Annotated in this window: 12 protein-coding genes, 3 pseudogenes and 1 riboswitch; of the genes and pseudogenes, 7 read left to right on the top strand and 8 right to left on the bottom strand. The window is 70.3% G+C overall.

Annotated features, from left to right (window positions below; translation table 11 throughout):
• Positions 1-8: 8 nt before the first annotated feature.
• A riboswitch (cyclic di-AMP (ydaO/yuaA leader) is annotated at positions 9-180 on the bottom strand.
• A 254-nt stretch (positions 181-434) separates the two neighbouring features.
• The gene (locus ACH4RC_RS00550) at positions 435-1,802 is read right to left on the bottom strand and encodes a M16 family metallopeptidase (protein WP_398195598.1); all 1,368 of its coding nucleotides are present in this window, start codon (positions 1,800-1,802) and stop codon (positions 435-437) included.
• A gap of 17 nt (positions 1,803-1,819) precedes the next feature.
• Entirely contained in the window at positions 1,820-3,175 is a 1,356-nt protein-coding gene (locus ACH4RC_RS00545; RefSeq protein ID WP_398193258.1) for a M16 family metallopeptidase, read from the bottom strand.
• 346 nt (positions 3,176-3,521) lie between these two features.
• Between ACH4RC_RS00545 and ACH4RC_RS00540 the strand changes: the two genes are divergently transcribed.
• Both ACH4RC_RS00540 and ACH4RC_RS00535 read left to right on the top strand, forming a co-directional pair.
• Positions 3,522-5,978 (top strand): DNA topoisomerase (ATP-hydrolyzing) subunit A, encoded by a 2,457-nt coding sequence (locus tag ACH4RC_RS00540; protein WP_398193256.1) that lies wholly within the window; start codon positions 3,522-3,524, stop codon positions 5,976-5,978.
• Positions 5,979-6,124: 146 nt separating this feature from the next.
• A pseudogene (locus ACH4RC_RS00535) lies at positions 6,125-6,493 on the top strand (helix-turn-helix domain-containing protein); the annotation flags it as partial.
• Positions 6,494-6,503: 10 nt separating this feature from the next.
• On the opposite strand, the gene ACH4RC_RS00530 reads toward ACH4RC_RS00535, so the two are convergent.
• Complete coding sequence (locus ACH4RC_RS00530; protein WP_398193253.1) at positions 6,504-7,754, bottom strand: CobW family GTP-binding protein; 1,251 nt, start codon at positions 7,752-7,754, stop codon at positions 6,504-6,506.
• Between the two features lie 427 nt (positions 7,755-8,181).
• Here ACH4RC_RS00530 and ACH4RC_RS00525 point away from each other — a divergent pair, with 427 nt between their 5' ends.
• Positions 8,182-8,664: a DUF6082 family protein gene (locus ACH4RC_RS00525; RefSeq protein ID WP_398193251.1), complete on the top strand. Its 483-nt coding sequence runs from the start codon at positions 8,182-8,184 to the stop codon at positions 8,662-8,664.
• Positions 8,665-8,837: 173 nt separating this feature from the next.
• The gene (locus ACH4RC_RS00520; protein WP_398193250.1) at positions 8,838-9,074 is read left to right on the top strand and encodes a hypothetical protein; all 237 of its coding nucleotides are present in this window, start codon (positions 8,838-8,840) and stop codon (positions 9,072-9,074) included.
• 150 nt (positions 9,075-9,224) lie between these two features.
• On the opposite strand, the gene ACH4RC_RS00515 is transcribed toward ACH4RC_RS00520, so the two are convergent.
• Positions 9,225-10,427, bottom strand: a complete 1,203-nt coding sequence (locus ACH4RC_RS00515) for a citrate synthase/methylcitrate synthase (protein WP_398193249.1) — start codon at positions 10,425-10,427, stop codon at positions 9,225-9,227.
• A 97-nt stretch (positions 10,428-10,524) separates the two neighbouring features.
• On the opposite strand from ACH4RC_RS00515, the gene ACH4RC_RS00510 reads away from it, so the two are divergent.
• From ACH4RC_RS00510 to ACH4RC_RS00500, 3 genes are all read left to right on the top strand, one after another.
• Complete coding sequence (locus ACH4RC_RS00510) at positions 10,525-11,799, top strand: citrate synthase (RefSeq protein WP_398193247.1); 1,275 nt, start codon at positions 10,525-10,527, stop codon at positions 11,797-11,799.
• 115 nt (positions 11,800-11,914) lie between these two features.
• On the top strand, positions 11,915-13,750 hold the full coding sequence (locus ACH4RC_RS00505; RefSeq protein WP_398193245.1) for an ATP-binding protein: 1,836 nt from the start codon (positions 11,915-11,917) through the stop codon (positions 13,748-13,750).
• Positions 13,747-14,424 carry a response regulator gene (locus ACH4RC_RS00500; protein ID WP_398193243.1) on the top strand — a complete coding sequence of 226 codons (678 nt, stop codon included), beginning with the start codon at positions 13,747-13,749 and terminating at the stop codon, positions 14,422-14,424. The genes ACH4RC_RS00505 and ACH4RC_RS00500 overlap by 4 nt, the downstream gene beginning before the upstream one ends.
• A gap of 13 nt (positions 14,425-14,437) precedes the next feature.
• Here ACH4RC_RS00500 and ACH4RC_RS00495 read toward each other — a convergent pair whose 3' ends face one another.
• The 4 genes and pseudogenes from ACH4RC_RS00495 to ACH4RC_RS00480 all read right to left on the bottom strand — a co-directional run bounded on the left by ACH4RC_RS00495 (position 14,438) and on the right by ACH4RC_RS00480 (position 19,369).
• Positions 14,438-16,033, bottom strand: a complete 1,596-nt coding sequence (locus tag ACH4RC_RS00495) for a cation acetate symporter (RefSeq protein ID WP_398193242.1) — start codon at positions 16,031-16,033, stop codon at positions 14,438-14,440.
• 116 nt (positions 16,034-16,149) lie between these two features.
• Positions 16,150-16,635 (bottom strand): annotated as a pseudogene (locus ACH4RC_RS00490) (DUF485 domain-containing protein); the annotation flags it as partial.
• A 163-nt stretch (positions 16,636-16,798) separates the two neighbouring features.
• Positions 16,799-16,948, bottom strand: a pseudogene (locus tag ACH4RC_RS00485) (histidine kinase); the annotation flags it as partial.
• Between the two features lie 297 nt (positions 16,949-17,245).
• Positions 17,246-19,369, bottom strand: coding sequence for a type IIA DNA topoisomerase subunit B (locus tag ACH4RC_RS00480; protein ID WP_398193241.1), 2,124 nt, complete (start codon positions 19,367-19,369; stop codon positions 17,246-17,248).
• Positions 19,370-19,610: the final 241 nt, after the last annotated feature.

The raw sequence follows: 19,610 nt of genomic DNA, 5'->3' as shown, positions 1-19,610 counted from the left end.
TGGCTGATCCTTTCCTTCCCTCTCGCCTACCGGGTTAGCTGACGGGTTCGGAGCAGGAAGGTCTCCTACGGGCCCTCTCCCCTGCCTCACGGCCGGAAGAGCGCCCGATTCACCCCAGGGACTGCGGTGGGTCCCCGGCTCCCCTGGCTCGCGCCGTGGGGGACTCGGCGATGACTGTCCGGTGTCGCGGGCGCGACGCATGTCTGGCGGACAGCCGCACTGACGCTAAGGGGCACCACATTTGTTCGACAAACGGATCCCGGCTTTTGTAGCGCACACCACAGGCCAGACGGGCAACCTCCGTACCAAAACGGGCATATACGGGAACTCGTGCCGACCCACGCCAATCCGTGCCGACTCACACCAAGAGAGCCCCGGCGGCCGTGGTGGCCGCCAGGGCTCCGTGGGACGAACCGGGGCGTACGGGGCGGGGGTCAGCCCGCGACGACGGTCACCTCACCGATGCCGAGAGCCCTGACGGGCTCCGCGATCTGCGCGGCGTCACCCACGAGGACCGTCACCAGGCGGTCCGCCGGGAAGGCGTTCACGACGGCGGCGGTGGCCTCCACGGTGCCCGTCTCGGCGAGCCGGCGGTACAGCTGCGCCTGGAAGTCGTCCGTCAGGTGCTGCTCGTCCTGGTCGGCGAGGGTGCTCGCGACGGCCGCGGCCGTCTCGTACTTGAGCGGCGCCACCCCTACCAGGTTCTGCACGGCCGTGTCCCGTTCGGCGTCCGTGAGACCCTCGGCGGCCAGGGTGCGCAGCACCTTCCACAGGTCGTCGAGCGCGGGTCCGGTGTTCGGGGTGTCCACGGAGCCGCTGATGGCGAGCATCGCGGCACCCGTCCCGTCCGGCGCGGAGAGCAGCACCTGGGAGAAGGCCCGCACACCGTAGGTGTAGCCCTTCTCCTCGCGCAGGACGCGGTCCAGGCGCGAGGTGAGCGTGCCGCCCAGGCAGTACGTGCCGAGGATCTGCGCGGCCCACACGCGATCGTGCCGGTCGGCCCCGATCCGGCCGATGAGCAGCTGCGTCTGCACCGCGCCCGGACGGTCCACGATGATGACGCGGCCGGTGTCGTCGGCGGTGACCGCCGGGACCGGGCGGGGCTCCGTGGTGTTCCCGGTCCAGGCGCCGAGCGTGTCCTCGAGCAGGGCGTCGAGGTCGGTGCCCGCCAGGTCGCCCACGACGACGACCGTGCCAGTGGCGGGGCGTACGTGCTTCTCGTAGAAGGCGCGTACGGCGGCCGCGTCGATGGCGGCGACGGTCTTCTCGGTGCCCTGGCGCGGGCGCGACACGCGCGCGTCGGCCGGGAAGAGCTGCTTGGAGAGCTCCTTGGCGGCGCGCCGGGCCGGGTTGGCGCTCTCGTGCGGGATCTCGTCCAGGCGGTTGCGCACCAGGCGCTCGATCTCGCTGTCCGCGAAGGCGGGCGCGCGCAGGGCGTCGGCGAGCAGCGCGAGGCCCCTGGGGAGGCGGGAGACGGGCACTTCGAGGGAGACCCGGACGCCGGGGTGGTCGGCGTGGGCGTCCAACGTGGCGCCGCAGCGCTCCAGTTCGGCGGCGAACTCCTCGGCGGAGTGCTTGTCGGTGCCCTCGGTGAAGGCGCGCGCCATGATCGTGGCGACGCCGTCGAGGCCCGCGGGCTCGGCGTCGAGCGGCGCGTCGAGGTTGATCTCGACGGCGACGAGCTGCTGCCCCGGACGGTGGCAGCGCAGCACGGTCAGGCCGTTTGCCAGCTCGCCGCGCTCGGGGGCGGGGAACGCCCAGGGCTTGGCGGTGCCCGCCTGGGGCTGAGGGTGGAAGTCCATGGTCGCGAGCTGCTCGGTCACGCGCCCGCCTCCTCGTCGCTCGGGACGCTCTCGTCATCGGTGTCGGCGGGGGCCGTCGGCTCGTACACGAGGACCGAACGGTTGTCGGGGCGCAGACGCGCCTTGGCGACCTCCTGGACCTCCTCGGCCGTCACGGACAGGACGCGGCCGACGGCGGTGAGGGCGAGCTGCGGGTCGCCGAACAGGACGGCGAAGCGGCACAGTTCGTCCGCGCGGCCCGCCACGGTGCCGAGCCGGTCCAGCCACTCTCGCTCCAGCTGCGCCTGGGCGCGCTCCATCTCCTCGGGCGTGGGGCCCTCCTCGGCGAACCGGGCGAGCTCCTCGTCGACGGCGGCCTCGATGACCGGCACCTCGACGTCTCCGGAGGTCTTCACGTCCAGCCAGCCCATGGAGGGCGCCCCCGCCAGGCGGAGGAGGCCGAACCCGGCGGCCACGGCGGTGCGGTCGCGGCGCACCAGGCGGTTGAAGAGCCGGGACGACTCGCCGCCGCCGAGGACGGTCAGGGCGAGGTCGGCGGCGTCGCACGCGCGCGTGCCGTCCTCGGGCAGCCGGTAGGCCGCCATGAGGGCGCGCGCCGGGACCTCCTCCTCGATGACCTGGCGGCGCTGCTCGCCGAGCACGTCGGGCAGCGCGCCGTCGCGCGGGGCGGGCTTGCCGTCGTGTCCCGCGATCGAGCCGAAGTACTTCTCGACCCAGGCGAGCGTCTGCTCGGGGTCGATGTCGCCCACGATGGAGAGCACGGCGTTGTTGGGCGCGTAGTAGGTGCGGAAGAAGGCCCGCGCGTCCTCCAGGGTGGCCGCGTCCAGGTCGGCCATGGAGCCGATGGGCGTGTGGTGGTACGGGTGGCCCTCCGGGTACATGAGGGACGTCAGCTTCTCGAACGCGGTGCCGTAGGGCACGTTGTCGTAGCGCTGGCGCCGCTCGTTCTTGACGACGTCGCGCTGGTTCTCCATCGACTCCTCGTCCAGGGCCGTGAGGAGCGAGCCCATGCGGTCGGCCTCCAGCCACAGCGCGAGCTCCAGCTGGTGGGCGGGCATGGTCTCGAAGTAGTTCGTGCGCTCGAAACTCGTCGTGCCGTTGAGCGAACCGCCCGCACCCTGGACGAGTTCGAAGTGGCCGTTGCCGTGCACCTGCTTGGAGCCCTGGAACATCAGGTGCTCAAACAGGTGAGCGAGGCCCGTACGCCCCTTGACCTCGTGGCGCGAGCCGACGTCGTACCAGAGGCAGACCGCCGCGACCGGGGTCAGGTGATCCTCGGAGAGCACGACACGCAGGCCGTTGGCCAGCCGGTGCTCGGTCGCTGTCAGGCCGCCGGAGCCGGCCTCGGCGGTGGCCGTGTGACCCATGGGCATGTACGTCCCTTCGATCGCGGGGGAACCGTGAACATCGAAAAATGCTGAGAAACTGATACCGCTGGTACCACTGGTGGCACTGGTGACACCGGGAAGCACTGAGGACGCGGACCACTGTGTGAAGGCGAAACCGCTGCCAGTCCTGCCACTGTATGCAAGCCTGCGGCCACCTGGCGAAGTTCCCGCTCCGGGTACGCCGTAAGCGAGCGCGGCGGCTTCCGCGCGGACCGTCGACGGCCCCGTTCGGACGGGTCGCGATCAGCGTTGTCAGTGGGGCGGTCCACAATGGTCCGCGACAGTTCCCAAAGATGTTCCCGTAGATGTTGGTGAAGGAGCCGCAGCAGCGATGGCCCGCCGCAGCACGAAGACCCCGCCGCCCGACGATTTCGAGGAGAGGATCCTCGACATCGACGTGGTCGACGAAATGCAGGGCTCCTACCTGGAGTACGCGTACTCGGTCATCTACTCGCGCGCCCTGCCCGACGCCCGCGACGGGATGAAGCCCGTCCACCGTCGGATCGTCTACCAGATGAACGAGATGGGCCTGCGCCCCGAGCGCGGCTATGTGAAGTGCGCCCGCGTCGTCGGCGAGGTCATGGGTAAGTTGCACCCCCATGGCGACGCGTCGATCTACGATGCCCTGGTCCGTCTCGCCCAGCCGTTCTCCATGCGCGTCCCCCTGGTAGACGGGCACGGGAACTTCGGCTCCCTGGGCAATGACGACCGTCCGGCCGCGATGCGGTACACCGAGTGCCGCATGGACCCGGCGGCCGACCTGATGACGGAGTCGATTGCGGAGAACACGGTCGACTTCGCTCCGAACTACGATGGACAGGAGCAGGAGCCCCTGGTCCTCCCGGCGGCGTACCCGAACCTGTTGGTGAACGGGGCGTCGGGCATCGCGGTCGGCATGGCGACCAACATGGCGCCGCACAACCTGGGCGAAGTGATCGCCGCCGCCCGGCACTTGATCAAGCACCCGGGCGCCGATCTCGAGACACTCATGAAGTACGTGCCGGGGCCCGACCTGCCCACCGGCGGCCGGATCGTCGGCCTGTCCGGCATCAAGGACGCGTACGAGTCGGGGCGCGGCACCTTCAAGATCCGGGCGACGGTCGCCGTGGACACGGTGTCGGCGCGCCGCAAGGGCCTCGTCGTCACCGAACTGCCCTTCGCGGTCGGCCCCGAGAAGGTTGTCGCCAAGATCAAGGAGCTTGTCGGCAACAAGAAGCTCCAGGGCATCGCCGACGTCAAGGACCTCACCGACCGCGAGCACGGCCTGCGCCTGGTCATCGAGATCAAGAACGGCTTCGTCCCGGAGGCCGTCCTCGAGCAGCTCTACAAGCTGACGCCGATGGAGGAGTCCTTCGGCATCAACAATGTGGCCCTCGTGGACGGTCAGCCGCTCACGCTCGGCCTCAAGGAGCTGCTCGAGGTCTACCTGGACCACCGTTTCGAGGTCGTGCGCCGCCGCAGCGAGTTCCGCCGCACCAAGAAGCGGGACCGGCTCCACCTGGTCGAGGGCCTCCTCGTCGCGCTGCTCGACATCGACGAGGTCATCCGCCTCATCCGCTCCAGCGACAACAGTGCGCAGGCCAAGGAGCGGCTCATCGGACGCTTCTCGCTGAGCGAGATCCAGACGCAGTACATCCTGGACACGCCGCTGCGCCGCCTCACCAAGTTCGACCGCATCGAGCTGGAGTCCGAGCGCGACAAGCTCAACGGCGAGATCGACGAGCTGACCGGGATCCTCGACTCCGACGCGGAGCTGCGCAAGCTCGTCTCGACGGAACTGGCGGCGGTGGCCAAGAAGTTCGGCACCGACCGGCGCACCGTGCTGCTCGAGTCGTCGGGCCCGGCCGTGGCCGCGGTGCCGCTCCAGGTGGCCGACGACCCGTGCCGCGTACTGCTCTCCTCGACCGGCCTGCTTGCCCGTACGGCCAACGGCGAGCCGTTCGCCGCCGACGAGGACGCGAAGCGCACCAAGCACGACGTGATCGTCTCCGCGGTACCGGCGACGGCCCGCGGCGAGATCGGCGCGGTCACCTCCTCGGGCCGGCTGCTGCGCCTGAACGTCATCGATCTGCCGCAGCTCCCGGACACAGCCTCCGCGCCGAACCTCTCCGGCGGCGCCCCGCTCTCCGAGTTCCTCTCCACGCTCGGCGCGGACGAGAAGGTCGTCTGTCTGACGACCCTCGACGAGTCGTCGCCGGGCATCGCGATCGGCACCGAGCAAGGCGTCGTGAAGCGCGTGACGCCGGACTATCCGAGCAACAAGGACGAGCTGGAGGTCATCACCCTCAAGGACGGTGACCGGATCGTCGGCGCGGTGGAGCTGCGGACCGGCGAGGAAGACCTGGTATTCGTCACGGACGACGCGCAGCTGCTGCGCTACCAGGCCTCCATGGTGCGCCCGCAGGGCCGTCCCGCGGGCGGCATGGCCGGCATCAAGCTGGCGACCGGAGCGAAGGTCATCTCGTTCACCGCGGTCGACCCGGCGGCCGACGCCGTCGTCTTCACGGTGGCGGGCTCGCGCGGCACGCTCGACGACTCGGTCCAGACGACGGCCAAACTCACCCCGTTCGACCAGTACCCGCGCAAGGGCCGCGCGACCGGTGGCGTGCGATGCCAGCGGTTCCTGAAGGGCGAGGACTGCCTGAGCCTCGCCTGGGCGGGCCCGGCCCCCGCGCGCGCGGCGCAGAAGAATGGGCTGCCGGCCGAGCTGACCGAGATGGACCCGCGCCGCGACGGATCGGGAATCTCGCTGCCGAAGACGGTCGCGGCAGTGGCCGGGCCGGTCTAGGAGTTCTGTCTGGGGGGTGTGGCCGGGTGAGCCAGGTCGCGGTTGAGGGATCTTGAACAGGTGCTTGAGCAGGTGCTTGGACAGGTGCTTGGACAGGTGCTTGGACAGGTGCTTGGACAGGTGAGGGCCTTCCGGTTCGGTGTGGATTGCGACGTCTACACCGACAGAAAGGCCCTCATGCCCACCGCAATGCGCCCCTGACCGAGACCGGCCGTCTGCGTCTGGCCCGCTGCGCGGTCGAGGACGGCTGGCCGCTGCGCAGGGCCGCCGAGCGTTTCCAGATCTCGCCGACCACGGCCCGGCGGTGGGCGGACCACTACCGCACGCTCGGCGCGGCAGCCATGAGCGACACCTCGTCGCCACCGCATCACAGCCCGGGCCGGACCCCGAACCGCACCGAGCGGCGCATCATCGCGGTCCGCTTCCCGCCTCGCTGGGGACCGGCCCGCATCGCCTACCTGCTGAAACTGAACCCGTCCACCGTGCACCGGGCGCTGACCCGCTACAAGCTGGCCTCACGGGGCATTACATCTCGGGCTCTACGGCGTCGGCCTCGCGCGGGCCGTCACCGGGGTCCTCGCCCTTGTCCTGTACGTAGCGGAGGACGCCCCACATGCCGTGCTCGTCGATGGTGTGCGGGGCGTTGTCCGTGTCCTTGGCGGTGTCGAGCTGTTTGCGGAGCGTCACCGTGTCGATCCCGGCTCCGATGAGGACGAGCTGGGTGAGATGCGGCTCGGCGTCGAGTTCGTCGCCGACGGGCCAGGGCTCCGGGTAGAACCGCAGGAACCGCCCGACGGCATGCACGGCGTACCGGTTGGCCGGATCGGCCGCGCCGAAGTCGACGTAGCCCTTGATGCGATAGAGCCCCTCGGGGCGTCCATCGAGGAAGTCCATCAGCCGGCGCGGGTCCATGGGCACGTCGGAGGTGAAGGCGAGGCTGTCGTAGGCGGAGTGCAGGTGCGCGGCGTGCGGCTCGCCGCCGCTGCGGATCTCGTTGTGACTGTCGTCATGGCTGCCGTCATGGCGCTCGTCGTGGGCCTCGGTGTGGCTCTCGCTATGGCTTTCGTCGTGGCTTTCGTCGTGATGGCTTTCGTCGTGGCGGTGCAGATCGTCGAAGGAGAGCTGTCCGATGCGTTCCGTGGCGGGACGGCAGTCGAAGAGCAGCTCCGGGTCGATGCGTCCGTACGAGGCGCGGACGACGGCGGCGGGCCCTGCCGCCCCGCGCACAGCGGTCAGGACGCGCTCCCGCTCCGCGTCAGCGACCCGGTCGGCCTTGTTGACGACGACGAGGTCCGCGATCCCCAGATGCCGCTCCACCTCGGGGTGCTTCTCCCGGGTCGCGTCGAACTCGGCCGCGTCCACGACCTCGATCAGCCCGCCGTACACGATGCGCGGGTTCTCACTGGCGAGCACCATGCGGACGAGTTCCTGCGGTTCCGCGATGCCGCTCGCCTCGATGACGATGACGTCCATCTCATGATCGGTATTGACGGGGCGAGTCAACTTGTCCAGGTAGACATCAAGTTCACTGGCGTCCACGGCGCAGCACAGGCACCCGTTGCCGAGCGAGACCGTCGAGTCGCCCAATTGTCCCGCCACGGCCATGGCGTCGATCTCGATCGCCCCGAAGTCATTGACGATCGCGCCGATCCGCGAGCCGGCGCTGTGGTGCAGCAGGTGATTGAGCAGGGTGGTCTTGCCCGATCCGAGGAACCCCGCGAGGACGACGACGGGGATCTGCCGGCTCACACCGCCCGGGTTGCTCGCCTTGCTCAACGCGCTCTCTCCAACCCTCGTACGAATACTGTGCCCCCACCTTAGGCGTGGCGGCATGTGACCTCAGGCGTGACGACATGTGGGCTTAAGGCGTGGCGACATGTGGGCTTAAGGCGTGGCGACATGTGAGCTTGAGGCATGGCGGCATGTGGTCATAGGCAGCGAAGTGCACGATTGCCGGCGCCCGCACTGGGCAGGCGTTCGATATGGCGTCGGTTTTCGACCCGAGCATGCTTCCGTGCGCCTCCTCTCCGCCTCCCGGCCGATCAGAGCCGCTCGGCACCCTTGGGAGACGGCAAGCGCGCCGCCCATCGCCTTGCTCGCCGGTCCGCAAGCCCGTCGACCCGCGTCCGGCGGGCGGTCGCCTGAATCGGGGGTTGACATGGCCACACAGACCTTGAGGATGTGGCGACCATTGGTCGCCGCAATGATCACGGGTGCGCTCGCGGGCACCGCCACGGCACATCTGTGGCAGCAGTACGGTCCCGGCCGCGCGAGGACGGTGCCGGAGTGGCGGCTGGCCCGCGCCCATCAGCAGCGCATGCACTGGGAGCTCCTGAGCAAGGCCATCGACGACCCCTCCCTGGCCGTCGTGATCGACGGCTACGGACAGAACCTCTCGCCGGAGCGACGACGGCAGTACCTCTACGCCAATCTCTGGTACGTCAACGCCTTCCACCTGTACGAGGCGGGCGTCCTGGACCGGCGTCAGCTCCGGGGACATCTGCGCGAGCTTTTCCAGAGCGCGTACATCAGGGAGTACTGGGAAGCCACCCGCCCCCACAGGGCCTCACTCGACCCCAACTCCACGGAAGCGGAGGTCGGGCACATCGCTGAAACGCTCCTTCAGGAGCGGGACGAGTCGGACACGGACGAGTGGTGGGTGGTGGGCGAACCACCGTCCCTCTGAGTCGGGTGCCCCTCCTGCACCGACCGGCCCTGCCGCCCTTCCCGCCACTCACCCGTCTCAGTGAAGTTTTCGGTCAACTCCCCCTGCACGAACAGGTATCGGCACCCTCCAGCAACGTTCGGCACACTACGCTTGCGCCGTAACATCGCTCTTCCCAGAAGGAACCGGTCCCCTTGAAAATCGTACGTCGCATCGGGGTGCCCCCGAGCGCTCGCGGAAGTGCCTCCGGCGCCACTTGCCCCGATGTTTTCGAACTCAGCGACGGGAACTTCGCCGTGATCGGCACGGAGGCCACCGCCGAGCTCAAGAAGGAACTTCCGGCGGACGCGGGGGTCGCCGACCACGAGCGCATCGTCATCGTGAACCGGGAAACTCTGCTGCGCGCCAAGAGCGACATTCCTGACGCCTGACGAGCCCTCTCGTTCCGCGAGTCCTCTCGTTCCGCTAGCCCTCTCGTTCCTCCGCCTTCCCGTCTTTCTCCGCGGTCTTCGGCCTTCGTGAGAACCGCCCCCATGACGGCCGCCGACGATGCTCGCGCCGTCGGTGGCCGTCATGGCATCTCAGTGCAGAGTGGGCACCGCCACCGGCGGCTCCGCCCCCACGTACCGCGCCGCCGGGCGGATGATCTTCGAGTCCTCGGCCTGCTCCAGGATGTTGGCGCTCCAGCCGACCACGCGTGCCGCGGCGAACGTCGGCGTGAACATCGTGCGGGGCAGTCCGCACAGCTCCATGACCACGCCCGCGTAGAACTCCACGTTCGTGTGCAGCTCACGGCCGGGCTTCAGCTCCGCCAGGATGGCCTCGACCTGGCGCTCGACCTCGACGGCGAACTTCACCAGCGGGCCGCCGAACCCCTCGGCGATACCGCGCAGCATCCGCGAGCGCGGGTCCTCCGTGCGGTACACAGGGTGCCCGAACCCCATGATCCGGCCGCCGGCCAGGACCCGCTCACGGATCCAGGGATCGATGCGGTCCGGAGTTCCGATCGCGTCCAGGGTGTCGAGCGCGCGGCTGGGCGCTCCGCCGTGCAAGGGACCCGAGAGGGCGCCGACCGCACCGACGAGACAGGCGACCACGTCGGCTCCGGTGGACGTGATCACGCGCGCCGTGAAGGTGGACGCGTTGAATCCATGATCAATGGTTGAGATGAGGTACTGCTCGGCGGCCCTCGCGTGGGCGGGGTTCGGCTCCACCCCCGTCAACATGTACAGATAGTTGGCCGCGTACGGCAGGTCCGCCCTCGGCTCCACCGGATCAAGACCTTCGCCGAGCCGGTGCAGGGCGGTGAGGATCGTGGGAACGACCGCCGCCGCGACGAGCGTGTCCGCCCGGCGCCGGCCGGCATCGATGTCGTACACGGGCCGGAAGCCTTGCGAGGCACCGAAGAGCGAGAGGGCCGTCCGCAGTCCGGCCAGCGGCCCGGAGACCGCGCCCGCGCGGGCGATGGCGGGAAGCGCGGCCCGCACATCATCGGGCAGGACGCGCATTCCCGCGGTCTCGCGCGCGAAGGCCGCCGCCCGTGCCGCGTCCGGCAGTTCGCCGTGGACCATCAGGTGCCAGACGTCCTCGAAGCTGCGGGTCCGCGCGAGTTCGACGGCCGAGTACTGGCGGTAGTGGTAGAAGCCCTCTTGCCCCCTGACGTCACCGAGTGCGGTGTCGGTGACGACGACGCCCGCCAGTCCGCGCGGTACGTCGACGACAGGGGTGGCCGTGGTGGCGGCAGCGGTGGCTGCGGCGGCGGCCGAGGTCCCGTTGTTCGGCATGTTTCCTCCCTGAACTTGATTCGACTGTCCATGCTTGACTGGATCCCTGTCAATATTGATTCAATCAATACGACACGATGCGGATACGGTGACGCGCATGAGGGATCAAGAACCCGCACCGGCCCAGGCCACCCGCCGACTGAGCACTCAGGAGACCGCCGAGCTGCTCGGCGTGAAGCCCGAGACGGTGTACGCCTACGTGAGCCGGGGGCAGCTGACCAGCCGACGCGGCCAGGGCAGACGCGGCAGCACCTTCGACGCCGCCGAGGTGGAGGCTCTCGCCCGTCGCAACAGGCGGGACGGCGCTCCTAGTTCGAGCCCCGACGAGCTGTCCGTGCGCACCAGGATCACGCTCATCGACGCGGACCGGTACTTCTTCCGGGGGGTCGACGCGGTGGAGCTGGCGGCCCGTCACTCGTACGAGGAGGTCGCGGAGTGGCTGTGGACGGGCGCCCTGCGCCCCGGCGCACGGTTCGTCGCCTCCAAGGAGTCGCTGGCGGCGGCCCGCCGCGCGGTGAACGGTCTGCCCGAGCACAGCAGCCCGGCGGACCGGTTGCGGGTGGCGGCGGTCGCCGCCGCGACCGCCGACCCCATGCGCTACGACCTGTCCGAACAGTCCGTGCTCGGCGCCGCGCGCTCCCTCATCCCGACGCTCGCGGCGGCGCAACCCCTGCAACGGGAGACGTACACGGACGGCGAGCCGATCGCCCGGCGTCTGTGGGGCCGTCTGTCCTACCTGGAGCTCGACGAAGCGGCACTGCGCGTCCTGGACATGGCCCTCGCCCTGCTGGTCGACCACGACCTGGCCGCCTCCACGCTGGCGGTCCGCGTCGCCGCGTCCGCCAGGGCGCACACGTACGCGGCCGTATCCGCGGGCCTGGGCGTCCTGGAGAGCCCCCTGCACGGCGCTGCCAGCGGCCTGGCGCACCGGATGCTCCTCGACGTCCTGGACCGCGGCAGCGCCGGCCCGGTGGTCTCGGACGAGCTGCGGGCGGGCCGCCGCGTGCCGGGGCTCGGCCACCGCCTCTACAAGGGCGAGGACCCACGCGCGCGGGCGCTGTTCGCCGCTCTGGAGGACCTGCCCGCCGCGCATCCCGCGCTGGCAGCGGCCGGCGACGTCGTGGCGACGACCGCCCGCCACACGGACCTGCGCGCCAACGTGGATCTGGCCCTCGCCGCCTTCACCACCACGTACGGGATGGCGCCCGAGGCAGGGGAGACGATCTTCGCCGTGGCGCGCACCGCGGGCTGGATCGCGCACGCCCTGGAGGAGTACAAGGAGCGGCCGTTGCGGATGCGGCCCACCGGCCACTACGTGGGTCCGCGTCCGCCACAGCCCTTGCCGTCACCGCCCGGCCGGGCCGAGGAGTGACCCGGGCGGGTGTCGGCCCGCGCGGGTGGGTACCCCCGAGCGTCGGCATCGTCGTACGAGATCCGCGCCACAAGGGCTTCGAACGGGGGCGGAAGGACCCGTACCGTTCGTCACCATGAGCCCGACCACCCCCGCCCGCCGCCTGCGTCTCGGTCTGCCGAGGCGTGTGTTCGCGCAGGTACTTCTGATGCAGGTGGCGATCGCCGCCGGGGTGGCGGTGCTCGCGACCGGATTGTTCCTGGCCCCGCTGAGCGATCAGCTCGACGACCAGGCGATGCGGCGTGCCCTCGCCATCGCGCAGACCACGGCGGCACAGCCGCAGATCGCCGCCGACCTGCGGTCCTCGCGTCCGACGGTGGGCGGTCCCGTGCAGGCCGAGGCTGAGCGGATCCGGCGGGCCAGCGGCGCGGAGTACGTCGTGATCATGAACAAGGAAGGGGTGCGGTGGTCGCACACCGACCGCGGCCAGGTCGGCCGGGTCGTCTCGACCGACCCCAGTGACGCTCTGGCGGGCCGCGACGTGATGGAGATCGACGACGGTACCCTCGGGCGCTCCGCGCGCGGCAAAGTGCCCTTGAGGGGCGCTGACGGGGCCATCGTGGGCGCGGTGTCGGTCGGCATCGAGTACGACAGCGTCCGCGCCCGCCTGATCCACGCGATCCCGGGGCTGTTCGCCTACGCGGGCGGAGCGTTGGCAGTAGGCGCGCTCGCCGCCTACCTGATCTCGCGGCGTGTGCAGCGGCAGACCCGTGACCTGGCGTTCTCCGACATCTCCGCGCTGCTGGCCGAGCGCGAGGCGATGCTGCACGGCATCCGCGAGGGCGTCGTCGCCCTGGACAGCGCCGGACGGATCCGGTTGCTGAACGACGAGGCGCAGCGGCTCCTCGGCCTCGGCGCCGAGGCCGGCGGGCAGCTCCTGGAGGACGCGCTGGGTCCGGGGCGTACGACGGACGTGCTCGCGGGCCACGTCTCCGGCACCGATCTGCTGACCGTGCGCGGTCAACGCGTCCTGGTGGCCAACCGCATGCCCACCGACGACGGCGGCGCCGTCGCGACCCTGCGCGACCGTACGGAGCTGGAGCAGCTCGGCCGCGAACTCAACTCCACGCGCGGGCTCATCGACGCCCTGCGCGCCCAGGACCACGAACACGCCAACCGCATGCACACGCTCCTCGGCCTTCTCGAGCTGGAGATGTACGAGGAGGCGGCCGAGTTCGTCGGCGAGGTCGCGGGCGCGCACCGGGTCACCGCGGAGCAGATAACCGAGAAGATCCAGGACCCGTTGCTCGCCGCTTTGCTGGTGGGCAAGGCGACGGTCGCCGCGGAACGCGGGGTCGCGCTGGACATCTCGCGCGACACCGCGCTGCCGGACCGGCTCATCGACCCCCGCGGGCTGGTCACCGTCGTCGGCAACCTGGTCGACAACGCCGTCGACGCTGCGGCCGGTTCCGGGCGGCACGCGCGCGTGGAGGTGGTTCTGCGGGCGGAGGGGCCCGCGGCGGTCCTACGGGTGCGCGACACGGGTCCGGGGATCCCCGCCGATCAGCGCGAGACGGTGTTCATGGAGGGCTGGACCACGAAGGAGCCGCCGGCGTACGGCAAGCGCGGCATCGGCCTCGCGCTCGTCCGGCGGCTCGCCGAGCGGCAAGGCGGCACGGCCGCGGTGACGGCGTCGCCCGCGGGAGGCGCCGAGTTCGTCGTCGTCCTGCCGGAGGCCCTCGCCGAGGCCGTCGGTGGGCGTGGTGGCCGCGCGAAGGGCGACAGTGGGCCTGATGCCCGCGCCGAGGGCAGCGGTAGGCCTGAACTCCGCGCCGAGGGCAGCGGTGGGCTCGATGGTTGTGCCGACGTGGTCGGTGGGCCCGGTGCCCGCGCCGACGCGGTCGGCTCGGTCGATGTCCATGTCGAGCCCGCCGACGGCACCGTCCCGAACCCGGCCGAGGAGGTCCGATGATCGAGGTCCTGGTCGTGGACGACGACACCCGCGTCGCCGACGTGAACGCCGCTTACGTGGCGAAGGTCCCCGGTTTCCGCGTGGTCGCCAAGGCGCACAGTGCGGCCGAGGCCCTGGAACGCATCGAGGACCGCGACGTCGATCTCGTCCTCCTTGACCACTACCTGCCGGACGAGACGGGCCTCGACGTCGCCCGAGCCGTGCGGGAGCGCGGCCACCAGATCGACGTGATCATGGTGACGGCGGCGCGCGACGTGGCGACCGTCCAGGCGGCCATGCGCCACGGGGCGCTGCAGTACCTCGTCAAACCGTTCTCGTTCGCGGGCCTGCGCGGCAAGCTGGAGGCGTACGCGACGCTGCGCCGCACCCTCGACGGCGGCGGCGAGGCCGAGCAGGCGGAGGTCGACCGGCTCTTCGGCGCGCTGTCGGCCACCCCCGCGCCCGAGCTGCCGAAGGGCCACTCCCCCACCACCGCCGAACTCGTGCGCAAGGCCATGATGAACGCCGAGGGGCCGCTCTCCGCGCAGGAGCTGGCCGACCTGACCCGGCTCAGCCGCCAGACCGCCCAGCGCTACTTGAAGCTGCTCGAACGCACGGGGCGGGTGCGGCTGAGCCTGAAGTACGGCGACACGGGGCGGCCCGAGCACCGCTACGAGTGGGCCGCCGGCCGCTGAGGGCGGCGCCCGGTCAGGCCGCCCCGGCGCCGGTCAGGGACCGCACCTCGGTCTCCGCGTGCCTGGCCTCGTCCGGTGGCTCGGCGGAGGTCATGGTGCCCAGCCAGCCGGCCAGGAAGCCGAGCGGGATGGAGACGAGCCCCGGGTTCTCCAAGGGGAAGAACTGGAAGTCGACCCCCGGGAACAGGGACGTCGGGCTCCCCGAGACCACTGGTGACAGCGCGACGAGAACAAGCGCCGGGACGAGTCCGCCGTACACCGACCACACCGCCCCGCGCGTCGTGAAGTCGTGCCAGAACAGCGAGAACAGCAGCACGGGCAGGTTGGCGGACGCGGCGACGGCGAAGGCCAGGCCGACCAGGAACGCCACGTTCAGATCGCGCGCGAGCAGCCCGAGCGCGATCGCGACCACACCGACACCGGCCGCGGCGACCCGCGCCACCGCGACCTCGCTGCGCTGCTTCCCGCCGCGCCCGCGCCGCAGCGAGGCGTACAGATCGTGCGCCACGGACGCCGAGGAGGCGAGCGTGATCCCGGCGACGACGGCCAGGATGGTGGCGAAGGCGACCGCCGCGACGATCGCGAACAGCACGGTGCCTCCCGTGGAGTCCGCGCCGCCGCCCAAGTCGAGAGCGAGCAGCGGAACCGCCGTGTTCCCCGCCGCGTTCGAGTCGCGTACGGCGGCGGAGCCCACGAGGGCGGCCGCGCCGAACCCGAGCACGATCGTCATCAGGTAGAAGCTGCCGATGAGCCCGATGGACCACACCACCGAGCGGCGGGCGGCCCGCGCGGTCGGCACGGTGTAGAAGCGCGACAGGATGTGCGGCAGGCCCGCCGTGCCCAGGACGAGCGCGAGGCCCAGGCTGATGAAGTCGAGGCGAGCGGTCCAGCTCCCGCCGTACTTCAGACCGGGCACGAGGAAGTCGGAGCCGTGCCCGCTGCGCGCCGCGGCCGAGCGCAGCAGATGGTCGACGTCACCGTGGAAACGCGCCAGGACGAGCACGGTCAAAGTGATCGTCCCGCCCATGAGCAGAACGGCCTTCACGATCTGGATCCACGTGGTGGCCCGCATCCCTCCCAACGACACATAGATCACCATGAGCGCGCCCACGCCGACGACGGTCCATGCCTGCGCCGCTCCGCTCTCGCCACCCAGCAGCAGCGCGACCAGGCTGCCCGCACCCACCATCTGCGCCACCAGGTAGAGAACGGACACGGTGACCGAAGAAGTTCCCGCCGCGATGCGTACGGGGCGCTCCCGCATCCGTGACGCCACGACGTCGGCCATCGTGAACCGCCCGCAGTTGCGTACCAGTTCGGCGACGAGGAAGAGCACGACGAGCCAGGCGACCAGGAAGCCCACGGAGTAGAGCAGCCCGTCGTAGCCGTAGAGCGCGATGAGGCCGGAGATACCGAGGAACGACGCGGCCGACATGTAGTCCCCGGCGATGGCGAATCCGTTCTCCATCGGCGAGAAGAGGCGGCCGCCCGCATAGAACTCCTCGGCCGAGCCGCGCCGCTTGCGTCCCACCCAGGTCGTGATGGCGAGCGTGACCGCCACGAACGCGCTGAACAGGACCAACGCCAACGTCTGATGTGTCCCGGTCACCGTTGCCCGCCCTCGCTCCACACCGAACCGTGCAGGTCCGCGGAACCGTTCACGTTCGGGGAGCTGTACATGTCCGGGGAACCGTTCATGCGTGGATGACCGTCTGTCCGCTCGCGGCCATGGGCCCCTCGGGTCAGTTCCTGTGTGTTCCAGCGCAGTTCAAGCGCGAGACGGTCCCGGCGCAGGCGGGCGTGGCGCGCGTACAGCCACGTCAGCAGGAACGTGCTGGCGAACTGGCCGAGCCCCGCCGCCATCGCCACGTTCACCGCCCCCACCACCGGCCGGGCCATCAGCGCGGGCGCGCTCGTGGCGGCCACGACGTACGCGAGGTACCAGGCGAAGAAGACCGCCGCCGCGGGGAAGACGAACCTTCGGTAGCGTCCGCGCACCTCCTGGAAGGCGGCACTGCGCTGCACCTCCAGATAGACCCCCGCCGCGCTCCGCTCCCGGGGCGCGGCCTGGTGGGGCACGGAGGGCGCCGGTGCACCCGTGCCGCTCCAGTCGCCCCACCCCGCGGCAGGCGCGTCGTTCCAGGGATCGCCCGTACCACCGCGATCACCGGTCCGGGGCCGCGCCGTCTCGCGCCCGTCGTGCTTCTCCACCGAACTCTCCTTGTCCGCGGCCCACTACGGCCGCGTGGCCAAGGATGGACAGACCGGGAAGATCCCGGACTCTCCTCTCAAGTCCTTCACCCCATTAGGTGATGAACGCCTCCGGTGGCTTCGCGAGTCCGTTCCTGTACGCGTAACGGACCGCAGCGCGGACAAGCGCCTGCCGGGTCTCGGTGAGCCCGTCGCGGGCCATGGAGCGGGCCGCCACGACCCGCTCCGGGATCTGGTCCCGGTCGGCTCCGCGCTCGATGAGGAGCCGGGCCGCCTCCAGGTGCACGAGCTGGGCGGAGAGGCTGTGGGCGAGAGGGAGCCGTTGTGCAGCGCACTGAAGCCGAGGATCGCGGGCAGCAGCCACCACTTGCGGTCCGTGGTCAGGCGCGCCGGCCTGAACTGGCGCACGAGGACCAGCACGGCGACAACGAGGATCGTCAGGAGTTCGGGGATCCCGGACATGGCTGCCTCCGTGAGCGGTCGCGAGCGACGTGGTGCGACGCCTTCGACGCTACGGAGAGCGGCAGGTCAGGGGAGCGGAGCCAGGATGGATCCCAGGCGGATCGTGCGGCTCCACCCGAGGGTGGAGCCGCACGATGGCGCGGGTCGGTTACGCGTCGATGCGCGAGCGGTCGAGCGTCGCCGCGGAGCTGCTGATGAACTCCTTGCGCGGCGCCACGTCGTTGCCCATCAGCAGATCGAAGACCTGCTCGGCGGCGTCCAGCTCGCCGATGTTGATCCGGCGCAGCGTGCGGTGGCGCGGGTCCATCGTGGTCTCGGCCAGCTGGTCCGCGTCCATCTCGCCCAGACCCTTGTAGCGCTGGATCGAGTCCTTGTAGCGCACGCCCTTGCGCTGGTACTCGAGGAGCGTCTCCCGCAGCTCACGGTCCGAGTACGTGTACACGTACTTGTCCTGGCCCTTCTTCGGCTGGACCAGTTCGATGCGGTGCAGGGGCGGAACGGCGGCGAAGACGCGGCCGGCCTCGACCATGGGCCGCATGTAGCGCTGGAACAGCGTGAGCAGCAGGCAGCGGATGTGCGCGCCGTCGACATCGGCGTCGACGAGCAGAATGATCTTTCCGTACCGCGCCGTGTCGAGGTCGAAGGTGCGGCCGGATCCCGCCCCTATGACCTGGATGATCGCGCCGCACTCGGCGTTCTTCAGCATGTCCGAGACGGACGACTTCTGAACGTTGAGGATCTTGCCGCGGATCGGCAGGAGGGCCTGGAACTCGGAGTTCCGGGCGAGCTTCGCGGTGCCGAGCGCGGAGTCGCCCTCGACGATGAAGAGCTCGCTGCGCTCGACGTCGTCGCTGCGGCAGTCGGCGAGCTTCGCGGGCAGCGACGACGACTCCAGGGCCGTCTTGCGGCGCTGCGCGTCCTTGTGCTGACGTGCCGCGATGCGTGTCCGGGCCGCGGCGACGGCCTTCTCCATGATGGCGCGGGCCTGCGCCTTGGCATCGCGCTTGGTGGAGGTCAGGAACGCCTTGAACTCCTTGGCCACGACGTTGGCGACGATCCTGTTGGCCGCCGAGGTGCCGAGGACCTCCTTGGTCTGGCCCTCGAACTGCGGCTCGGCCAAGCGCACCGTGACGACGGCCGTGAGGCCCTCCAGGGCGTCGTCCTTGATGATGTCGTCCTCGGCCACCCTGAGCAGCTTCTGGCTTCGCAGCACCTCGTTCATCGTCTTGGTGAGTGAGCGCTCGAAGCCGCTCACGTGGGTGCCGCCCTTGGGCGTCGCGATGATGTTCACGAACGACTTGATGGTCGCGTCGTAGCCGGTGCCCCAGCGCAGCGCGACGTCGACGCCGAGTTCACGGGTGACCTCCGTCGGCGTCATCTGTCCGTGCTCGTCGAGCACGGGGACGGTCTCCTTGAAGGTTCCCTGGCCGGTGACGCGCAGGACGTCGTTGACCGCCTTGTCGTGGGCCAGGTACTCGCAGAACTCGCTGATGCCGCCGTCGAAGCGGAAGCTCTCCTCGCCCTTGCTGCCGCCCTCGCCGAGCCCGTACTCGTCGCGCACGACGATGGTCAGGCCGGGGACCAGGAAGGCGGTCTGGCGGGCGCGCTGGTGCAGGTTCTCGAGGGAGAGCTTGGCGTCCTTGAGGAAGATCTGCCGGTCCGCCCAGTAGCGGACACGGGTGCCGAGGCGGGCCTTCGGGATCTTCTTGACCTTGCTCAGCCGGGCCGAGGGGTCGAAGGGCGCGTCGGGACCGGGCTTCGAGAAGGCGCCGGGGACACCGCGCCGGAAGCTGATCGCGTGCGTGTGCCCGCCACGGTCCACCTCGACGTCGAGCCGCGCCGACAGCGCGTTCACCACGGAGGCGCCCACGCCGTGCAGACCGCCGGAGGCCGCGTACGAGCCTCCGCCGAACTTGCCGCCCGCGTGGAGCTTGGTCATGACGACCTCGACACCGGAAAGGCCGGTTTTGGGCTCGACGTCCACGGGGATGCCGCGGCCGTTGTCCCGCACCTCCACGGAGCCGTCGTCGTGCAGGATCACCTCGATGTGGTCGCAGAAGCCGCCGAGGGCCTCGTCGACCGAGTTGTCGATGATCTCCCAGAGGCAGTGCATCAGACCGCGGCTGTCGGTCGAGCCGATGTACATGCCCGGACGCTTGCGTACGGCTTCGAGCCCCTCGAGGACGAGAAGGTGCCGCGCGGTGTAGTTGGAACCGTCCCGGTCTGCTCCGGTCAGCAACGCTGTGGACGGCACGGACGTGTCGGCGGTCACGCGGTTCGCTCCTCGCTGAATTTCAGATGGGGCCCTTGTGGGTACAGGGCCGGCGCTGGTCGCCCGTCAGAGGGTACCGAGGCCTGGTAGAGCCGTTGTAACGCCACCCTCGCCTCCGCCCAGACTAATCCACCCTCGTAAGCTTGTTCGATCCTTCGATGAGGTGACGCACACATCACGTTCCCTTCGAGGCATGAACCATTTAGGCTCCGGGCACGTCCTCTTGAACAACCGGCAAGCC

The organism is Streptomyces sp. NPDC016845 (assembly GCF_044332585.1).
In the GTDB taxonomy this organism is placed as follows: domain Bacteria; phylum Actinomycetota; class Actinomycetes; order Streptomycetales; family Streptomycetaceae; genus Streptomyces.
Note: the sequence above shows the minus strand (reverse complement) of the source record. Positions and strands in the feature narration are given on the sequence as shown.